This window comes from Lelliottia jeotgali, from assembly GCF_977070485.1.
The window spans coordinates 15079-34047 of sequence record NZ_CDRVFO010000003.1 but is presented as its reverse complement, the minus strand read 5'-3'; the positions used below and the strand labels follow the sequence as shown (position 1 = coordinate 34047).

The 18969-nt window shown below is 64.9% G+C and carries 12 protein-coding genes; 4 read left to right on the top strand and 8 right to left on the bottom strand.

The genetic code is table 11. The annotated features are described in order from the left end of the window. Positions 1–26: 26 nt before the first annotated feature. From ACW4TB_RS04995 to ACW4TB_RS04970, 6 genes are all read right to left on the bottom strand, one after another. A complete protein-coding gene (locus tag ACW4TB_RS04995) occupies positions 27–1295 on the bottom strand; it encodes a carbohydrate porin (protein ID WP_012314806.1) in 1269 nt (422 codons plus the stop codon). 111 nt (positions 1296–1406) lie between these two features. Then, positions 1407–3824, bottom strand: coding sequence for a glucose/quinate/shikimate family membrane-bound PQQ-dependent dehydrogenase (locus tag ACW4TB_RS04990; protein WP_254465925.1), 2418 nt, complete (start codon positions 3822–3824; stop codon positions 1407–1409). A gap of 281 nt (positions 3825–4105) precedes the next feature. Next, positions 4106–5551 carry a curlin gene (locus tag ACW4TB_RS04985; protein WP_455828291.1) on the bottom strand — a complete coding sequence of 482 codons (1446 nt, stop codon included), beginning with the start codon at positions 5549–5551 and terminating at the stop codon, positions 4106–4108. Positions 5552–5567: 16 nt separating this feature from the next. Beyond that, positions 5568–6038, bottom strand: coding sequence for a curlin (locus tag ACW4TB_RS04980; RefSeq protein WP_012314803.1), 471 nt, complete (start codon positions 6036–6038; stop codon positions 5568–5570). Between the two features lie 15 nt (positions 6039–6053). Next, complete coding sequence (locus ACW4TB_RS04975; RefSeq protein ID WP_254465923.1) at positions 6054–8285, bottom strand: Ig-like domain-containing protein; 2232 nt, start codon at positions 8283–8285, stop codon at positions 6054–6056. 32 nt (positions 8286–8317) lie between these two features. Beyond that, entirely contained in the window at positions 8318–9646 is a 1329-nt protein-coding gene (locus ACW4TB_RS04970) for a hypothetical protein (protein WP_279932317.1), read from the bottom strand. Positions 9647–9964: 318 nt separating this feature from the next. Between ACW4TB_RS04970 and ACW4TB_RS04965 the strand changes: the two genes are divergently transcribed. From ACW4TB_RS04965 to qhpG, 4 genes are read left to right on the top strand one after another with little or no spacing between them, the layout of a single operon-like run. Further along, complete coding sequence (locus ACW4TB_RS04965; protein WP_279932319.1) at positions 9965–11884, top strand: sigma-54-dependent Fis family transcriptional regulator; 1920 nt, start codon at positions 9965–9967, stop codon at positions 11882–11884. A gap of 1 nt (position 11885) precedes the next feature. Continuing rightward, positions 11886–13619 carry an ABC transporter ATP-binding protein gene (locus ACW4TB_RS04960; protein WP_254465921.1) on the top strand — a complete coding sequence of 578 codons (1734 nt, stop codon included), beginning with the start codon at positions 11886–11888 and terminating at the stop codon, positions 13617–13619. After that, the gene (gene qhpE, locus ACW4TB_RS04955; protein WP_012314798.1) at positions 13609–14286 is read left to right on the top strand and encodes a subtilisin-like serine protease QhpE; all 678 of its coding nucleotides are present in this window, start codon (positions 13609–13611) and stop codon (positions 14284–14286) included. Before ACW4TB_RS04960 ends, qhpE begins: the two co-directional genes overlap by 11 nt. Further along, the gene (gene qhpG / locus ACW4TB_RS04950; protein WP_254465920.1) at positions 14279–15571 is read left to right on the top strand and encodes a flavin-dependent monooxygenase QhpG; all 1293 of its coding nucleotides are present in this window, start codon (positions 14279–14281) and stop codon (positions 15569–15571) included. The genes qhpE and qhpG overlap by 8 nt, the downstream gene beginning before the upstream one ends. A gap of 101 nt (positions 15572–15672) precedes the next feature. Here qhpG and ACW4TB_RS04945 read toward each other — a convergent pair whose 3' ends face one another. Further along, entirely contained in the window at positions 15673–16986 is a 1314-nt protein-coding gene (locus tag ACW4TB_RS04945) for an alginate export family protein (protein ID WP_254465919.1), read from the bottom strand. A gap of 111 nt (positions 16987–17097) precedes the next feature. Further along, the gene (locus ACW4TB_RS04940; protein ID WP_279932322.1) at positions 17098–18591 is read right to left on the bottom strand and encodes an aldehyde dehydrogenase family protein; all 1494 of its coding nucleotides are present in this window, start codon (positions 18589–18591) and stop codon (positions 17098–17100) included. Positions 18592–18969 lie beyond the last annotated feature (378 nt).

Genomic DNA, 18969 nt, shown 5'->3' with positions numbered 1-18969 from the left:
AGGGGCCGCACAGCGGCCCCCGGGGATCAGAAGGTCGCTTTGACCTGCAGCCCAACCACCAGCGCGTTGTCGATGTCCTGCCCGGAGAAGGCACCAGGCTCGATGATGTATTGCACATCCGGGCGCAGGTTCAGCCATGGCGTCGCCTGGTAGCCATAGCTCAGCTCGATCAATTGCTCGGCGCTGTCGATGTCCGGGAACTGCTGCCCGGCATTGAACGCGGCATCTTCCAGCACGTCACGGCTGCGCGGATTCGGCACGGCGCGGCCATAACCCAGCGCCACGGTGTCACGCGGGCGGCCTTCGAACGGCTTGTACAGCACCACACCGGCGCCATACCACTTGGTAAATGGCGAGGCTGCCTTGCTCGACGCCGAGTACTGGCCGAAGGCATGCAGGCTACGGCCTGGCAAACCGGCATCGTTCCACACCGCCTGGTCGATCAGCAGGTAATGGCCGCCACGACCGGACACTTCGTCGTCGCTTCCAATGCGTTTGACGTCGGAGCTATCGTAGTAGTAGCCCAGCTTGTATTCACCTGGCAGTTCACCCTGCAGCTTGTACACCAGCTCGACCGGCACCACGGTGCCGGTGGTGTGCTTGGGCCCCAGGTGCCAGGCGCGGCTGGAGTTGCCGTTGCTTTCCGGGTCGACGTTGAACGCCGCCACGCGCAACTGCCACGACGGCGACAGGTCGTACTTCACGCGCACGCCCAGGTGGGCGTTGGGGTAGTTGGTCCAACCGCTGCCACCCGACATGTTCAGCGGGTGCCCGCAGAAGCCGGCGTTCATGAAGTTGCACAGGATGCCGCTGTCCAGGCCGCCGAGGTCGTTGCCCATGGCCATGTAGCCGAGCTTGACGTTGAGCGCCGGGGTGAACAGGGTGCGTTCGTAGCTCAGTTCGGTCAGGCGGGTGTACAGGCCGCCGTAGTTTTCCTGGATCGGCAGGCGGTTGCCCACCAGGTCTTCCGAGGCGCTGTTGCCGCGACGGTCGTTGATGGTCAGCTGGACCTTGCCGCCGTTATCCAGGCCATACAGTTTCGACAGGTCGAACTGCACGCCGAACTTGAGGTTCTGCGAATAGCGCGCCGAGCGGTGCAGGCCACCGTGGGCGTTGTACGCGGTCTCACCGCTGTAGTCGCCAGTGACTTTGATGCCGTCTTCTTCAAGCTGGTGGCGCAGGCCGCCCCAGTCACCGGTCATGGTGCTGCGGGTCATGAGGTCGCCGTCGGCCAGGACGGTGGTGCTGGCCAGGGCCAGCAGAAGGGGGGAGGTGATGCGAATAGCGGATGGCATTGCGGGGTCTCGAATTGATCTTTCAGGGCCTCATCGCCAGCAAGCCGGCCCCCACAAGATCTTTCAACGAACCTGTGGGAGCCGGCTTGCCGGCGATGAAAGCGACGCGTTTTACGGCAGTGCGTAAGAAATCACGTAGTCGCCACGGTCAGTCGACTGGCGGGCGCCGCCGGCAGTGACCACCACGTACTGCTTGCCAGTCTTGGGCGAGACATAGGTCATCGGGCCACCCTGGCTGCCGACTGGCAGGCGGGCCTTCCAGATTTCGTTACCGTTGCTGCTGTCGTAGGCGCGCAGGTAGAAGTCCTGGGTGCCGGCAATGAACACCAGGCCGCCTTGGGTCGACAGGGTGCCACCCAGGGTTGGCAGGCCGATCTTGATCGGCAGGTGCATGCGGATACCAAGCGGGCCGGTATCTTCAACGGTGCCGACCGGTACCTGCCAGGCCACCTGGCGGGTCTTCATGTCGATCGCGGTCAGGGTGCCGAACGGTGGCGCCTGGCAAGGGATACCGGCTACCGACAGGAAGCGGTTCTTGTTCACCGCATAAGGGGTGCCTTTGAGCGGTACGGCGCCCATGCCGGTGTTCAGTGCTTCACCACCGCCAGCGGCCTGGCCTTTGTTCTGCGACGGGATCATCTGGATCCACAGGCCCAGGCGCATATCGTTGACGAAGATGAAACCATGGACCGGGTCGGTGGAAATGCTGCCCCAGTTCATGCCCCCCAGCGAACCGGGGAAGCTCAGCGACAGGTCGGTGCCCGGCGCGGTGTACAGGCCGTCGTAGCGCATCTTCTTGAAGTCGATACGGCACAGCAGCTGGTCATATGGCGTGGCGCCCCACATGTCCGACTCGGTCAGCGTCTGTGCGCCGATCTGCGGCATGCCCACCGATTTGGGCTGGGTCGGGGAGTACGGCTCGTTCGGGATGTTGCTTGGCTTGACCGGAACTTCGTCAACCTGGGTAAGCGGCTTGCCGGTAGCGCGGTCGAGCACGTAGATCTGCCCGGCCTTGGTGCCGATCACCACCGCAGGTACCGACTTGCCGTCGTCCTTGGTGAAATCGATCAGGCTTGGCTGCATCGGCAGGTCGAAGTCCCACAGGTCGTTGTGCACGGTCTGGAACACCCACTTCTCGTTGCCGGTGGTGGCGTCCAGGGCCAGCACCGAAGCACCGTAGGTGTGGTCCAGCTTGCTGCGCTCGACACCGTAGATGTCGGTGGACGAGGAGCCCATCGGCAGGAACACGGTGTTCATCGCCGGGTCGTAGGACATCGGCGCCCAGCTGTTCGGCGTGCTGCGCACATAGGTGCTGCCGTCAGCCGGAGCGTTGCGGTCTTGCGGGTTGCCCGGGTCGAACGCCCAGCGCATGGCACCGGTGAACACGTCGAAGCCACGGATTACGCCGCCTGGCATGTCGGTCTGGACGTTGTCGGCGACACGGCCGCCTACCACCACGGTGGTACCGGCCATCAGCGGCGCGGAGGAGAGCTGGTAGTAGGAGTTCGGTACGTCACCCAGGCCGGCCATCAGGTTGACCTGGCCATTGTTGCCGAAGCCTTGGCAGAACTCACCAGTGTCGGCGTCGACCGCGATCAGTCGACCGTCGATGGTGTTGGTCAGCAGGCGACGCTGGCAGTTGGCGCCAGCCGGTACGCTACCGGCGGTTACCGGCGAGCTGTTTGGCTGAGTTGGCTGAGCCACTGGTGCGGTAGCGTCGAAGTAGGCCATGCCACGGCAACGCTGCCAGACTTTGGACTGGGCGTTGATCTCGTTCTTCCACAGCTCTTTGCCGGTGTCGGCATCGAGGGCGATCAGGTTGTTGTGCGGGGTGCAGATGAACACTTTGTTGCCGACCTGCAACGGGGTCAGCTGGTCTTCAGCACCGTTGCCGTCGCTGATGGCGACGTCACCGGTGTGGTAGGTCCAGGCGACCTTGAGCTTGTCGACGTTGTCGCGGTTGATCTGGTCCAGTGCAGCGAAGCGGCTGCCACCTTCGGTATTGCCATAGTGGGCCCAGTCCTTCTGCTCCTTGCCGGCTTCGACCGGGGTCATGCCCGGGCCTTTGCCGGTAGGTGCGACGCTTGGATGAGCAACGAACATGTTGCCCACAGCGATCACCAGCACCACGGCCAGCACGCCGGCGATGCCGTAGGCACCACGGCCAGTGCTACCGCCATTGGCGCGTACCAGCAGCGGATAGACGAGTGCCACCACCATGCCGATGGCACCGAACATGAACAGGCGCGAGAACAGCGGCCAGAACACCAGGCCGGCGTCGATCAGTGCCCACAGTGCGGTGCCGATCAGGAATGCAGCGTAGAGCCAGGCGCCGGCTTTCTTGCGTCGGGCAATGAGGACGCCGGCGATGGCCATGGCCAGGCCGCCGATCAGGAAGTACCAGGAGCCGCCAAGGCCCGCGAGCTTGACGCCGCCGGCAGCCAGGAGGAGGCCAAGCAGGGCGATGATCACGCCCAAGCCGACCAGGATGATGTTTGTGGCGCCAGAGGCGCGCGGTGTTTCGTTCATGCCAGGGATCTCAGCAGGTGGAATGTGCGCAGTTTAAGCCCTTAGCAAGCTAATTAACAAGTTGGTACATAATGTTCTGAGTCTGATTGTCGCAGGCTTGAACTTGCGGGTTTGTCGCGAAAAGTCTAGATCAGGCAGTGAAAAGTGCATAAAAAGTTCTTGAAACCAGCAGTCAAAAACATCAATGCACCGATAACCTGGAGCCGCGATAGCGTGTGAAGCACAAAAAAAGGAACCGCAACGCCAGGGAGAGAAGCGCTGCGGTTCAAGGGGGGAGCTGCTTAGCGCTGGGTGGCGGTGGCCGTGTTGCCGTTGCCCATCTGGGTGATGGTGGCGGCCTGGTTTGCGCCGCTCTGGTCGACGAACGCCATGTTGCCGGCGGCGCCCTGTGTCACGTAGGCGACGTTGGCGGTATCGGTTTGCTTGATGGTGGCGCTGTTGCCACTGCCGTACAGCTGGGTCGTGAAGCTCTGGTTGGCGTAGCCGGACTGGTCCAGGGTGATGGTGTTGCCGGTGCCGGTGGTGTCGCCGGTGGCATAGTTGTCGATGCCGCGCTGGTCAGCGATCAGGATGTTGTCGGTGCCGTTCTGCTCGAAGTACAGCTCGTTGTTGCTGTCGGCCTGCTTGGTTTCCATTGAGTTGTTGGTACCTTTTTGGCCCAGGGTGGCCAGTTGCAAGGTACCGTTCTGGGTCAGGTTGACGGTGTTTTCGGTGCCTTTCTGGTTGATCACGGCGGTCTGGTCGCTGCCGAACTGCCCGCCAAGTTTCTCGCCCTTCCAGTTGCTGGCCATGACTTTGTTGCCCGTCCCCTGTGTGGTCACGGTCAGGCTCTGGTTATCGCCGGTCTGGTAGGTGAAGTGCAGGTTGCTGGTGCCGGCCTGGGAGATGCTGGTGGTCGAGTTGGTGGTCTCGAACTGATCGGACCAGCTGGCGTTGGATTTGCCTTGTTGATACAGACTGGCAGTATTGTCCTGGCCCAGGCTCTGGTCGATGTAGCCTTCGTTGAGCTGGCCATTCTGGTTGACGGTTGCCTGGCTGCCGACTTGAGTGTCCTGCCAGACTTCCACCGAGTTGCCCGTGCCGTTCTGATCGATGCCTATGAGGCCGCCGGTGCCGTCGCGCTGGTCGCCGTAGGCCCAGTTCTGCTTGCCTTGCTGGTAAATCTCGATATTGCCGTCGTTGTGCGTCAGGTGTTCGGCAGCGGCATAGTTGTCCTGGCCGTCCTGGTTCACCAAGCTCTTGTTGTTGCTGCCGCCGAACAGCTGTTCGACGAAGGCTTCGTTGCGCTGGCCGCTTTGCTGGGTGGTGGCCTGGCCGCCCAGCTGGGTATCCTGCCACACGGTCGAGCGGTTCTCGGCGCCTTGTTGCATCTGCAGCGCCTGGTTGTTTTCACCCAACGACTGGCTGGCGAAGGCGTCGTTGTAGGTGCCCTCGGCTTGCTGGGTGATCAGGCTGCCATTTTCGAACAACTGCTCGCCGTAGCCGGCGTTGTACGAGCCATTGGCGGCCTGGTCGATGTAGCTGGTGCTGGTGTCCTGCACCGCCAGGTGGTTGTTGCCCTTGCCGGTCTGGTTCTGGGTGGCTGCGGCGAAGGGCGCGACGGTCTGGCTTACTTCGGCGATGTTCTGGTTGCCGGTCTGCGACTGGGTCGAGGTGCTGTCATCCGCCATGACCTGGCCGGCCACGGCCAGGAGGATAGCGGCACTTAGGGGAGCAAGCTTGAACATGGTGGTGCCTCCAGGTCTATCGGTATTGAGTGATCTGAACATGCTGGCCATTGCCGGCCTGGGTCACGGAACTGTTCAGGCCCGAGCCGGCTTGCACGATGCTGGCGCTGTTGTCGTTGCCGATCTGCTCGATGCTGGCGTTGTTGCTGGTGCCGCTCTGGCGGATCGACGCGCTGTTGCCATTTCCCTGTTGGCTGATGCTGGCCATCAGGTCACTACCTTCTTGCAGGATGTAAGCTTCCTGCGCGCCCCCGGCCTGGACGATGCGGCCCAGCAGGGCCTGGCCGTTCTGGTCGAGGGCGGCGCGGTTGCCCGAACCCAGCTGCTCGATCACCGCTACCTGGCCGGCACCTGCCGGCAACAGGCGGATGATCACCGGGTCACCGAGGTCGCTGCCGGCCGCAAGGTCGGCGTTGTCCATCAGATCGTCGGCCTGAACCTGGCCAGCGAGGGCCAGGCACAGCAGCAGTGGGGGCATGCGTCTCATGACGTTCTCCTGGCCTTAGCGCACAATGACGTTGACGGTGCGTGTGGTGCCTTGGCTGCTGGTTACGGTTGCCGTAGGAGCGGCAGTCGGGATCATCGTGGTGCTGTTGCCCACTGCCAGGCGCCAGCGACCGGTTATCGGTACCGCGACGGTGCCGAGGACCTGCTCACCCGTGGTGGTGGTCACGCGCACGGTCACCGTGTTGCCGGTGGTGACCGACGAGGTGCCGCTGATGTCCCAGTTGAAACGGTTATTGGAGCGCGCCGTGACCGTTGCCGCGGTGACCGCGAAGGTTTCTGCGGCCGGGCGTGGCGACACGTTGACGGTGACGGTGCCGGGGTTGGACAGCGCACCGAGCGAGTCACGCACCTGGAAGGTGAAGGTGGTGGTGAACGCCGTGGTGACCGTCGCCGGTGGCGTGTAGGTCACCGTGCTGCCGTCGGTGCTGACCGCACCGCGGCCGGTAGCGGGTTGCGTGACGTTGTCGACTACCAATGGTGCGTTGCCTTCCGGGTCGGCGGCGCCTGCCAGTACGTTGATGCTCAGGGGCACGCCCAGTGTCGCGACGGTCTGGGCAGCCACGGTTGGCGGCTGGTTTGGCGCAACGTTCACTGTCACGGTGGCCGGTGTGGACTTCAGGCCCTTGGCGTCCACCGCCTGATAGCTGAAGGTGGCGACCAGGGGTTGTGTGGCGCCGGCGGGCGGGGTGTAGGTGACCGACGTGGTGCCGTTGAGCACAACACCGCCAAGGCCGGTACCCGGTTGGGTCAGGTCGCTGATGGTCAGCGGTACGTCACCGTCCGGATCGCTGTCGTTCTGCAACAGGTTGAGGGTCAGCGGCACACCGACGCTGGTACTGCCGGAATCGGCCTGGGCCAGCGGCGCCTGGTTTTCGGCTTCGATTGGCGCGTTGCCGACCACGATCACCGGTTCCACATCGCTGCCGCCATGGGCGGATTTGATGGTGACAGTCGCAGGCGGCTGGCTGAGGTCGTTGACGGTCAGGCTCTGCAGGGTGCCGGATTTGGACAGGCGGCCGTAGCCTTGGGCAACCAGGTCGGGGACTACCACCTCGTCGCTGGAGCGTGCTTCGATCACCAGGCGCTTGTTGGCCCAGTCGTAGCGGGCAGTGTCCACTTTCACCACGTCTGTCAGCTTGCTCGAAAGTGAGGTAGGGCGTGTGCCGCCGGTAGCCGTGCTGCCGGTTACCACCACTACCGGGGGCGGCGCGGTCTGGCTCAACTGCTGGGTGAAGAACAGCCCGTTGTTATCCGCAAGCAGGCTGAACTGGCAGGGCGAGGGTGGAGTTCCGACCAAGGCCAGGCCATTGCGCATGCATACATCAGCATCGTTCGGCGCTTTGGCGAAGACTTCGACGCGGGTGCCGGCGCCGTTGCGCGAGTAGGTAGCGCGCTCCAGGGTTACCGGCGTTTGCGCACGCTGGTCAAGCACCTTGCCCGACACCGTGAACACATTGGTCTGGATGGCCCCGGCTGGCCCTTCGATGCGTACGAAGTTGGTATTGAACGGGCTACCGGTCACCGCTTCGGTGAGGTTCGGGTCGCCGATGAAGGTTTCGCTGGCACCGGTATCCGGGTTGACTTCGGTATAGGGGCCACCGACCCCGCGCAGCCACGGCCCGAGGTTGCCGTTGAGCGCTCCGCTGAAGTCGCCCGGGGCGCCGATGCCGATGTCGCGGGTGATGTTGATCGCCCGCCGACCGGCTGCGGTCACGTTGACCGTTTCTACACCGTAAGGGTGGGTGATGACATAGGTGCCGGTCGTCGGTACCGAGGCGCGGATGCGGATGCGGGCAAAGCTTTGCTGGTCACCGTCTACCGGGTTTTCCGCGGCGAAAGCGGCTTCTATGCCTGCTACGTAGACTTCCAGTTCATAACCACTGTTGCCCACCTGCGGGATCGAGGTTTCAGCCAGGAACCAGAACATCTCTGGGGGCCAGTTGTCGGGGAATACCAGTGGCAGCGCGTCGTCGTAGACGCCCGGCTCAGGCAGCAGGGTGCACATGTAAGCCGGTGCGCCCGGCGCACCAGGGAAACGGGTGCTGGTAGCGCGCGACTGGCACAGCTCCAGGGACAGGTTGTCGGTGTCCTTGTACCACATCGGGTAACCACCGGTGGCAAAGGTGTAGGGGCCCGGATCGACCTCCGACAGTGCGGCCCAGGCCGCGCTCGTCACAGTGAGGGAGAAACCGGCGGCCAACAGCGCACGGCGTTGCCAAGTGTTCATGCTGCCTCCTTGAAGGCGGAGCCTTTGTCTGTTCATGGCACCAGCACCACGTCTTCGCTGTCGCTACCGCCATTGGCACTGGTGACCTGCACCTTGGCCGGCGGGATGGGCGACAGGGAGGTGCTCAACGTCTTCACCGCACCGCTGCCAGCCAAGTCGCCGATCAGCGCACCGTTGCCGGTGTGGGCGGTGAGGACCGGTGGGCTGGTCTCGTCACTGGTGCTCGCCACCAGGGTCAACTGGCCGCTGGCCAGGCTGAATTCGGCACGGGTGATGGTCACCAGGTCGGTCAACGGCAGGTTGACGGTGGCCAGGCTGCTGGTGGGGATCGCCACACTGTTGTCAGCGGTCAATGTCAGCGAGGCCGGCAACAGCGGGTTGAGGACTGACTGGGCATACCACGCGCCGGTACTGTTGGCTTCGGTCAGGCTCAGATTTGGCGTCTGGCTGGTCAGGGTGACGGTGGCCGGAGGCGGCGGAGCCATCACGAAGACGTCCTGCTGGGCACGCAGGTCGCCGTCCTCGGTGTGCCGCGAATAGGTACTGCGCAGTGGCATCACCGGAGTTGGCCGGGCAACGTCGGAGAGCTTGCCGGAGATCGAGAACAGCTCGGTACGCAGGTCGATGCCACCGGGGCCCTCGATACGCACGTAGTTGGTGTTGTACGGGCTGCCGGTGACGGGCTCTTCCAGGTTCGGGTCGCCGATGAAGCGCTCGCTGCCCTCGGAGTAGGGGCCGTTGACGCTGCGCAGGAACGGCCCCACGTCACCTTTGAGCGCGCCGCTGAAATCACCGGCGCCGGCGATGCCGATGTCGCGGGTCATGTTGATCGCCCGATCGCCTGCGGCGGGCACGTCGAACACGTCGACACCGTAGGGGTGCGTGACGATGTAGGTGCCGGCGGTCGGCACATCGACGCGGATACGGACCCGGGCGAAGCTGACCTGATCACCTTCGACGGGCTCCTCGGCGGCGAACGCCGCTTCGATTGCCGTGCCGTAACTCAGGTCGATGCCGCGGGCGGCATCGACGATGGCGGCGTCGGCGGTGAACCAGAAGGCTTCGTCGGGGAAGTTGCTGGGGAAGACGATGGGTTGGGTGTCGTCGAATACGCCGGGCGTGGGCAGCAGCGTACACATGTACGCCGGTGCCCCCGGGGCGCCGGCAACACGTGAGCTGACGGTCTTGGTCAGGCACAGGTCAAGGGTTCGCCCGTGCGTATCCTGGTACCAGGCGGCAAAGTTGCCATTGGCGGGGTCATAGGGACCGGTGTCGACGGCATACAGCGCTGCCTGTGCCGGGAGCTGGAGCATGCTGGCGAAAATCGCCACGGCCAGCGGAGTGGGTATCGGTCGGTGCATGAGTCATTCCTCCTGCAAACGGGCCCATGGACTTGGGGCGTCTGGGAGGACATCGGCAACAGCCGTGCCAAATGTTTTGAAACAGGCTCAAGGCCCCGGTTCTGCTGAGTTCAAGCTTGGTTTGGGCTGTTTAGTGAGTTATTTCAGGTGGGTTGTGTTCCCCAGGGTTGGGGGATTGGGGATGAGCATTTGCAGGGTGGCGCCAGCAAAGCGAAAGACGCCCGGATGGAGGGGTGACGCCAGGCTAATTCTCACGCACACTGCGGAAAAATCCCAAGCCCGTTGCCCCACCGTAAGAGGGCACTGCCGGAGCAGAAGATGGCGCGACAACACTTACAAAACGCCCGGGATCCCCTGCACCAATTGCACGAGTCACGGCAGGCCCGTCTCAGGCTGGCCAGCGAAGGCGAGCTGCCGCCGGGCATGCTGCGCGACGAAATCGACGCTTCCTGGCGGCGCAGCCTTGGCCATGGCCTGGATTGCCTGCAGGGCGAACAGGTCGGCCTGGGCCTGGAACAAGGCCATGACTTGCGCACGCTGCTTGAGCAAAACAGGCTGCTGGTCGACGCGGTGACCCCCGAGCTGGACTACCTGGTGTCACGCCAGGGCAAGGCCGGCATCATCATACTCGGCGACGCCCAGGCCAATGTGCTGGCCATCGAAGGGCAAAAACATGTGCTCGAGCGCGAAGGCCTGCGCGACCTGCACCCGGGCAGCTGCTGGAGCGAATCGCTGCGCGGCACCAACGCCATCGGCACCGCCGTGGTCGAAGGCCGACCAACGCTGATCAACTGTGGCGAACATTACCTGGACCGGCTAAGCCCGTTCTCCTGCACGTCGGTGCCGCTGCGTGACCCGCATGGTCAGGTGATCGGGGTGCTCGACATCACCCGTGAAGGGGCCATGGCGCAGCCTCAGGACAGCCTGTCGATGCTGATGATGGCCGCCGGCAACATCGAAAGCCGGATGTTCGGCCTGTGCCACCCGGAGCAGATGGTGCTGGCCTTTCACAGCCGCCCGCAATACCTCAACAGTGCCTGGCACGGCCTGCTGGCGCTGAGCCTGGACGGCGAAGTGCTGGCCGCCAATGACAACGCTTGCCAACTGCTGCAGGTGCCACGCCAGGGCCTGATCGGGCGGCGCAGCAGCGACCTGCTGGGCGAACGCTCACCGGCCTTCATCGCGCGCCTCTGGCAGGGCGCGGTGAGCAGCGTGCAGACGGCCAAGGGCGAGTTCTTCTTCCGCGCCTTGCAGCTCCCGCGCCACAGCCACTTGAATGGCGCCAGCGCTCCCGGTAAGCCGGCCCAGGCCAACAAATCACCCGCGCTGGAAGCCTTGGCCGGCGGCGATGCGCGTCTGGCGCGTAACCTGCGCATGGCTCGCCAAGGCCTGGGCAATGGCCTGCCAGTGCTGTTGCTGGGCGAGACAGGCACCGGCAAGGAAGTAGTGGCACGTGCTCTGCACCAGGCCAGTCCTCGGGCCGACAAGGCCTTTGTCGCGGTCAACTGCGCGGCGATTCCCGAAGGGCTGATCGAGTCGGAGCTGTTCGGCTACCGCGATGGCGCCTTTACCGGCTCGCGCCGTGGCGGCATGGTCGGGCGGCTGATGCAGGCCCATGGCGGTACGCTATTCCTCGACGAAATCGGTGACATGCCCCTGGCCCTCCAGGCTCGACTGCTGCGTGTGCTGCAGGAGCGCCGGGTGGCGCCGTTGGGGGCGGGCGACGAGCAGGAGATCGACGTGGCGTTGATCTGCGCGACCCACCGCGACCTCAAGCGCCTGGTGCAGGACCAGCACTTCCGTGAAGACCTCTACTACCGGGTCAACGGTGTGTCGCTGCGCCTGCCGGCACTGCGCGAACGCGACGACCTGGCATTGATCATCGAAGGTCTGCTGGAGAAGGCCGGCGCCAAAGCGGTGAGCCTGGATCCTGCGTTGGCGGCGCTGCTTGCAGGCTTCGACTGGCCGGGCAACATCCGCCAGCTGGAAATGGTGGTGCGTACTGCCCTGGCCATGCGCGAAGACGGCGAGCAGGTGCTGACCCTCGATCACCTCACCGACTGCCTGCTTGACGAGCTGGCCAGCGGCAGCGCGCCCTCAGGGAACTTGAAGGACACCGAGCTAGAACTGATCCGCAACGCCTTGGCGCGCCATCACGGCAATGTTTCGGCCGCTGCCGAGGCCCTGGGCATCAGCCGGGCGACCTTGTACCGCAAACTCAAACAGTTGCGGGGCTGACATGGGCAGCTTGTTCTCGAGGCTGGTGGAGTCCAGCGATCCGGTGCTCATGCGCCAGGCTCTGGCCTGGCTGTATGGTTTCGTGCGCCCGCACTGGCGTGCCATCGGTGTGTTGCTGGGATTGTCCCTGGGCGCGTCGCTGCTCGCTCTGGCGCAACCCTGGCTGGTAAAAACGCTGATCGACGAAGGCCTGTTGGCCAAGGATTATCAGACCCTCTGGCACATGGCGGCGATCATGATCGCCGCCGGCCTGCTGGGCACCGTGCTGGCCGGCGTCAACCGCTACCTGCATACGCGGCTGTCCGGGCGTATCCTGTTTGCTCTGCGCGACGATCTTTACCGTCACCTGCAGCGGCTGTCGCCGACGTTCTACGGGCGCCGGCGCACGGGCGACATCCTTTCCCGGCTCGATGGCGACGTCGCCGAGATCCAGCGCTTCGCCGTGGACTCGCTGTTCTCGGCGGTGTCCGCGGTGATCGGCCTGGTCGGCGCGGTGGCCCTGATGCTGATGCTGTCGTGGCAACTGTCGCTGCTGCTGGCGCTGCTGATTCCGGTCGAAGTGCTGTGGCTGCGCTGGATGCGGCGCAAGGTCGAGCGCGAGGTGCGCAGCCTGCGCGAGCGTTCGGCGGATGTCTCGTCGTTCCTGGTCGAGACCCTGCCGGCGATGAAATTCATCCAGGCCGCCGGGCAGCAAGGCCGGGAGGCCGGACGCCTGGATCAGCTTGGTCAAGGCTACATGCGCCAGTTGCTCAAAGTGCAGGTCACCGAGTTCTTTACCCAGGCGATCCCTGGCACGCTGACCTCGTGGTGCCGCGCCTGTGCCTTTCTGGTCGGCGGCTGGTGGGTGATCCAGGGCACCTGGCAACTGGGCGCGCTGATTGCCTTTTCCACTTACATGGGCATGGCCGTCGGCCCGGTGCAGAGCCTGTTGGGGCTGTATGTGGCGGTGCAGCGCATGGCGGTGAGCCTGGGGCGAGTGATGGAGCTCAAGCAGGAAGCCGTTGCAGTGCATGAGGCGCTTGTACCAAGGCCGATGCCGGAGGGGCCGGGCGAGCTGCGCCTCGAAGCGGTTTGCTTTGCCCATGACGGCCGACAGGGTGCGGTGCTCGACACTGTCGATGCCTGCCTGCCAGGGGGCCTCAAGGTCGCGATCAGCGGCGCCTCTGGGGTTGGCAAGTCGACCCTGATCGACCTGCTGCAGCGCTTCTACGACCCTGATGCCGGGCGCATCCTGCTGGACGGCGCGAACTTGCGTGAACTCGACCTGGCGGCTGTGCGCCAGCGCATCGCGGTGGTCAGCCAGGACATCGTGCTGTTCCGTGGCACCCTGGCGCAGAACCTCGCCTACGGCGTGCCCCAGGCCAGCCGCGAGGCGCTGGAACAGGTGGTGCGCCTGGCGCACCTGGAAAGCTTGGTGGCCAGCCTTCCGATGGGCCTGGATGGCCTGCTCGGCGAGCGCGGCCAGCAATTGTCCGGTGGCCAGAAGCAACGGATCGCCATTGCTCGCGCGGTGCTCCAGGCACCATCGATCCTGGTACTGGACGAAGCCACCTCGGCGGTGGACGAAGCCACCGAGCGCGAAGTGATCGCCGCGATCGACGAATTGTTCGCCGGCCGTACGCGCATTCTCATCAGCCACCGCGCTTCGACCCTGGCCGATGCCGACTTGCACCTGCACCTGCAGGGTGGGCAGTTGCATGTTTTGCCCCAGGAGGCCATCAAGCATGGCCAATAAGGTGATGGTCGGGCTGATCGACAGTGGCTGCACGGCGGCACAAGCCCGGGCGCTGCACGGCGCACGTCGATTCTGGCTGGAGGAAGGCATGCTGCGCGAAGGCGCGCTGCAGCCGGACCGCCTGGGGCATGGCAGTGCCGTGCTGGCTAGCCTGCAAGCCGAAGCTGGCAGGGTGCCGCTGCTGCTGGCCCAGGTGTTCAGCGAGCAAGGCAGTACCAGCGCCTTGCAGGTGGCCGCAGCGTTGTTGTGGCTGGCCGAGCAGGGCGCCACCTTGATCAACCTAAGCCTTGGGCTGCAGCAGGATCGGGCGGTGCTGCGCCAGGCCTGTGCCGAGGTGCAGGCCGCCGGGTTGTTGCTGTGTGCATCGAGCCCCGCACAGGGTGCGGCGGTCTATCCGGCCAGCTACCCAATGGTGGTTCGCATCACCGGTGATGCCCGCTGCGCACCGGGCCAGTGGTCATGGCTAGGCAGTGCCCAGGCCGACTTTGGCGGCCATGTCGGCGAACCTGGCATGGCCGGCGCCAGCCTGGGCTGCGCGGCCGTTACCGGGCGCATCGCCGCCCTCATGCAGCAACAACCCGACCTGGACCGCCAGCAACTGCTGGCCTGGTTGCAGGCCCACGCGAGTTTCACAGGCCCCGAGCGGCGAGGGGCAGGGGATGCCTGAACCGCGCATTCTAGTGTTGGGCGCAGGCCCGGCAGGTACCGCCACTGCCCTTGGCCTGCGGCGCCTGGGCTATCCGGTGACCGTGGTGAGCGACTGGCGGCGCTTCGCGGCGCTCGAAGGGGTATCCCAGCGGGTCCTTGAAGGTCTGCGTAACGCCGGCCTGGGGGGAGCTTTGGCAGAGGCGGCGATGCCGGCGACCCGCGAGGTGCGCTGGAACGGTCAGCACCTGCAACTGAACCAGGAGTTCCTGCTCGACCGGCAGTGCTTCGACCGTGCCCTGCGCCGGGATCTGGAGCGGGCCGGGGTGACGGTAATCGAGGGGCGTATACGCGACGTCATGCACAAGGGCGTACATTGCGTCGGCCTGGACGATGGGCAGGTGCTGCAGGCCGAGTTCCTGGTCGAAGCGCGTGGCCGTCAGGCACCGCTGGCCGCAGACCGTTTGCGCGGACCGGAGACGGTCAGCCTGTTGAACCTCTGGCAGGGTGAACCCGGGGCGCCGGCGTCGGCCGTGGAGAGCCTGGATGAGGGCTGGGCGTGGATGGCCAGGCGCGCCGATGGCCGCTGCTACTGGCAGATCACCCTGGATGCTGTCGGGTTGCCGGGCAAGGCAGCTTTACCTGAGTACTGCGCCGAGCGCCGCCGTGGCTCCGCGTTGGCGGCCGAGCTTTTTGGCGTACAGGCGTTCGAGCCTGCACAAGTGCACGCACGCAGCAGCACGGCGATTCTCGCGGGCGACTGCGTGGGGGACGGCTGGATACGGGTGGGCGATGCTGCCATGGCGGTTGATCCACTATCGGGGAATGGGATTTTCCAGTCGCTGTCTTCGGCATTGCAGGCACCTGTGGTGATCAATACCCTATTGCGCCGGCCCGAGCGGGCGGCGCTGGCGCGGCAGTTTCATCAGCAGCGTGTTGAGCAGCTGTTCATGCGCTTTGCCCGGATTGGCCGGGACTTCTATGGTCAGGAGCAGCGCCGCGTCGGGCAGCCGTTCTGGGCGCGCCGGCAAGTTTGGCCGGATGCGCAGCCGTTGCACCTGGCGGCGGATTGGCAGGCGGTGCGGGTGGCGCGGCGGCCGGTGTTGCGTGAGGGCCTGGTGGATGAGGCCGAGGTGGTGGTGACGGCAGATCAGCCGCTGGGGGTTTGGCATTTGCAAGGCGTGGAGCTGGCACAGGTGGTGCGGGCGTTGCAGGCTGGCCAATCAGTGGATGAGGCCTTGCGCAGTCATCCCCAGGTACAGCAGGCGATGTTACGCCGCTGGCTGGCAGAACAGGGTTACTGTTGAGAGCTTGGGGCCGCTTTGCGGCTCATCGGGATTGGCGCTACCACATCGGCAGCAGCGCCTTGTACCGCGAAAGGGCTGCGCAGCAGCCCCAGCAGGCAGGATCAGAAGAAGGTCCCGACCAACAACTGCATATAGGTACCGGTATCCCGGCTGCCCATCTGCGTCCCGCCATTCGCCGCACTACGCTCCGGCTTATAGAACCCCACCAGCGGGCTGATCAGCAGGTGCTCGTTGACCATCCACTCCACGTACACATCCAGCTCCCTTGCACCCAGGTTGCCGTGGTCGGTGTCGAGCGTATCGAAGTCGAAGTACAGCGCCCCGACCGTCAGATCGTCCCGTGGCTTGGCCTTGAGCGCCACGTGATGCACCTGGCTGTTGCTGTTGAATGGCCCGGCATAGTTGGCCGCCACTTCACCCTGGAACCAGGTGCCGTAGCCGCGGCTCAGGCCGTAGAACAACGGGTCGAAACTTTCCGAGAAACGGCTGTAACGGTAGGTGGCGGTAGGTGTCCAGGGCAGTTCCGAGAAGGTCCAGTTACTCTCCAGGTACCAGGCGTTCTCACGTCCGCCGCTGCGGTCTTGGGTGACGTATTCGCCAGCTAGCTCCAAGTCCTCGACACCCAGGTTGCCACGCCCGCGCAGGCTGACCGTGTCCATGCCGTCGCGATGTTCCAGGCCCAATATCCGCGCGTAGCGCTGGTCGACGTCAAGGCCATGGATCCAGCTCAGGCCGACGGTGCCGGCGTCGGCGACATGCTCGATATTGGCCACCGCCAGCGACGTGTCAGCCTGGAAGTGGTTGTCGGACTTGAGCCACATCAGGTCGCCCCGCCAGCCTTGCTTGCCACCCAGGCGCAGTACGCCGGTGCGGTCGAAGGCCTTGCGCGCCGCCAGGTAATAGGCGCCGCCACGGTCGAAGTTGGCGCCCAGGTCGACGTTGCCAAGGTTGACCGGATCGCCCTGGATCAGGAAGCCGTCACCTAGGGTCACCACCTGACGGCCGCCGGAGAGGTCCACACCATTTTCGCCCAGCGCCGGGAACAGATTGGCCGAACGCCAGCCCAGATACAGGTCTTCGATGGCCGTGCGGCGCTCGTCGCCGAGGGTCAGGCCGGCGGCATCGCCATCGCCCCAGGTGGCCGAACTGACCAGGCTGAAGGCCCCGTACAGGTCGCCGCTGTCGGCCAGCGTCTGGCTGCCGCTCAGGCCGTACTTGACGTAGCCCTCGCGCCAGTCGCTGCTGCCGGGCTGGCGGTTACCGGCCTGGTTGTAGCTCTCATCGCTGTGGAAGACGCCGAACAGGGCTTCGAGGTCGGCGTTGAGGGTGGTGCCGTTGTGGTTGTAGAGCTCGCGGGCCTGGGTGAAGGGGGTAGTGAGCAGCAATGCCAAAGTGCAGGCGAGTTTGTGTTTCATGGTGTGCTCCATGTTTTTCTTGTTGTGGTCTGGTGTTGCTTGTACCGACCCGTTCGCGGGTGAACCCCAAACAGGGAGTGCGCAGGTCCCAAGGCCGGTACAGGTGCAAAGTCAGAGCCTGATCAGCACCGACTTCAGCTCGGTGTAATGCTCGATAGCGGCCGCGCCCATCTCACGGCCAACGCCCGACATCTTGTAGCCCCCGAACGGCAGGGCCGGATCCAGCGCACTGTGGCAGTTGACCCATACCGAGCCCGACTTGATGCGCGGGATCATCCGGTGCACCGCAGCCAGGTCGTTGGACCAGATGCTGGCACCCAGGCCGTAGGGGTTGTCGTTGGCCATGCCGATCACTTGGTCGAGGTCATCGAACGGCATCGCTACCAGCACTGGGCCGAAGATTTCTTCCTGCACCAGGCGATGGCGCTGGTCGACGTCGACGATCACCGTCGGCTTGACGAAATAGCCCGGGCCAAAGCCTTCACCACCGCAAGCAATGGTCGCGCCCAGCTCGCGGCCGAGCTTGATGTAGCCGGTAACACGGTCCTGCTGCTTGGCCGAGATCAGCGGGCCCATCTGCACGGCCGGGTCCAGGCCGCTGCCCAGCTTCATGCCATTGGCGATGCCGGCGATGTCGGCTACCACGTTGTCGAAGTGCTTACGGTGCACGTACAGGCGCGAACCCGCGCAGCACACCTGGCCCTGGTTGAAGAAGATCGCCGTGGCGGCGCCGGCGGCGGCTTGTTGCAGGTCGGCGTCGGGCATCACGATGGTCGGTGACTTGCCGCCCAGTTCGAGGGTGACCCGGGTCATGTTCTCCATCGCCGCCTTGCCGATCAGCTTGCCCACTTCGGTGGAGCCGGTGAAGGTCAGCTTGTCCACGCCGGGGTGGCGGCTCAGCGCCGCGCCGGCATTGAGGCCGGTGCCGGTGATGACGTTGAGCACACCGGCCGGGTAGCCGGCTTCGTCCACCAGTTCGGCGAGCTTGAGCGCGGTCAGCGGGGTTTCGTCGGCAGGCTTGAGCACCACGGTGCAGCCGGTGGCCAGGGCCGGGCCGAGCTTCCAGCAGGCCAGTAGCAGCGGGAAGTTCCAGGCGACGATGGCGCCCACCACGCCCACCGCTTCGCGGCGCACGAAACCATGGAACTGGTCATTGGGCATCAACGGCATTGAGGCCTCGACGGTGCTACCCTCGATCTTGGTGGCCCAACCCGCCATGTAGCGCAGGAAGTCGATGGCCAATTGCACGTCCATGACCTTGGCCACGACGGCGCTCTTGCCGTTGTTCAAGCACTCCAGTTCGGCCAGCTGCTGCGCATCTCGCTCCATCAGGTCGGCCAGGCGCCACAGCAGGTTCTGCCGCTCGCGCGGGCGCATGCGGCTCCAGGGCGAGTCGTCGAAGGCCTGGCGGGCGGCGCGTACGGCGCGGTCGACGTCCTCCTGCTCGGCGGCGGGCACTTCGCCGAGAACTTCACCGGTGGCCGGGTTGCGGAACGATAGGGTGCGACCGCAGGCGGCGTCCTGCCAGTCGGCGCCGATGCGCATCTTCAGCTTGCGCTCGAGGAAGGCGCGGGTGACGGGCAGGATGGGCAGTTCGGAAAGCATGGGGCGGTGCCTCTTGTCATTGGATGTGCCGGGCATTGGCGCAATGGGCGTGCCAAGTAGCCTCAACAGGCGCAAACGCTTGAGCCGCCTTGGGTTTGCCAAGGCGCAGGTTGGCGATTGCGTGGCTGCGCTGTTGCACTTTGAGACGGTGTGAGACGGTGGTGAAACAGTGTCTGGGTGGCTCCATCGCTGGCAAGCCGGCTCCGGCAGGTCTAGAGAACTCCGGGGGAGTTGCGGGCGCTGGCGTGCCAGCGATGGCCTGCACAACTGGCCCTGTCTCATGTTGATACAGCCTGTCGCGAAATGGCACGGTCCAACTCGCCCCCAGTACCGCGCTGGCGGTCCAGGAAACCGACTAAAAGACTGAAATACAAAGAT

Excerpts from the sequence above, each read along its gene's own strand:
- qhpG (WP_254465920.1), top strand. The coding sequence starts at position 14,279 with ATGCCTGAACCGCGCATTCTAGTGTTGGGCGCAGGCCCGGCAGGTACC.
- ACW4TB_RS04940 (WP_279932322.1), bottom strand. The coding sequence starts at position 18,591 with ATGCTTTCCGAACTGCCCATCCTGCCCGTCACCCGCGCCTTCCTCGAG.
- ACW4TB_RS04975 (WP_254465923.1), bottom strand. The coding sequence starts at position 8,285 with ATGAACACTTGGCAACGCCGTGCGCTGTTGGCCGCCGGTTTCTCCCTC.
- ACW4TB_RS04990 (WP_254465925.1), bottom strand. The coding sequence starts at position 3,824 with ATGAACGAAACACCGCGCGCCTCTGGCGCCACAAACATCATCCTGGTC.
- ACW4TB_RS04985 (WP_455828291.1), bottom strand. The coding sequence starts at position 5,551 with ATGTTCAAGCTTGCTCCCCTAAGTGCCGCTATCCTCCTGGCCGTGGCC.
- qhpE (WP_012314798.1), top strand. The coding sequence starts at position 13,609 with ATGGCCAATAAGGTGATGGTCGGGCTGATCGACAGTGGCTGCACGGCG.
- ACW4TB_RS04965 (WP_279932319.1), top strand. The coding sequence starts at position 9,965 with ATGGCGCGACAACACTTACAAAACGCCCGGGATCCCCTGCACCAATTG.
- ACW4TB_RS04980 (WP_012314803.1), bottom strand. The coding sequence starts at position 6,038 with ATGAGACGCATGCCCCCACTGCTGCTGTGCCTGGCCCTCGCTGGCCAG.
- ACW4TB_RS04995 (WP_012314806.1), bottom strand. The coding sequence starts at position 1,295 with ATGCCATCCGCTATTCGCATCACCTCCCCCCTTCTGCTGGCCCTGGCC.
- ACW4TB_RS04945 (WP_254465919.1), bottom strand. The coding sequence starts at position 16,986 with ATGAAACACAAACTCGCCTGCACTTTGGCATTGCTGCTCACTACCCCC.
- ACW4TB_RS04960 (WP_254465921.1), top strand. The coding sequence starts at position 11,886 with ATGGGCAGCTTGTTCTCGAGGCTGGTGGAGTCCAGCGATCCGGTGCTC.
- ACW4TB_RS04970 (WP_279932317.1), bottom strand. The coding sequence starts at position 9,646 with ATGCACCGACCGATACCCACTCCGCTGGCCGTGGCGATTTTCGCCAGC.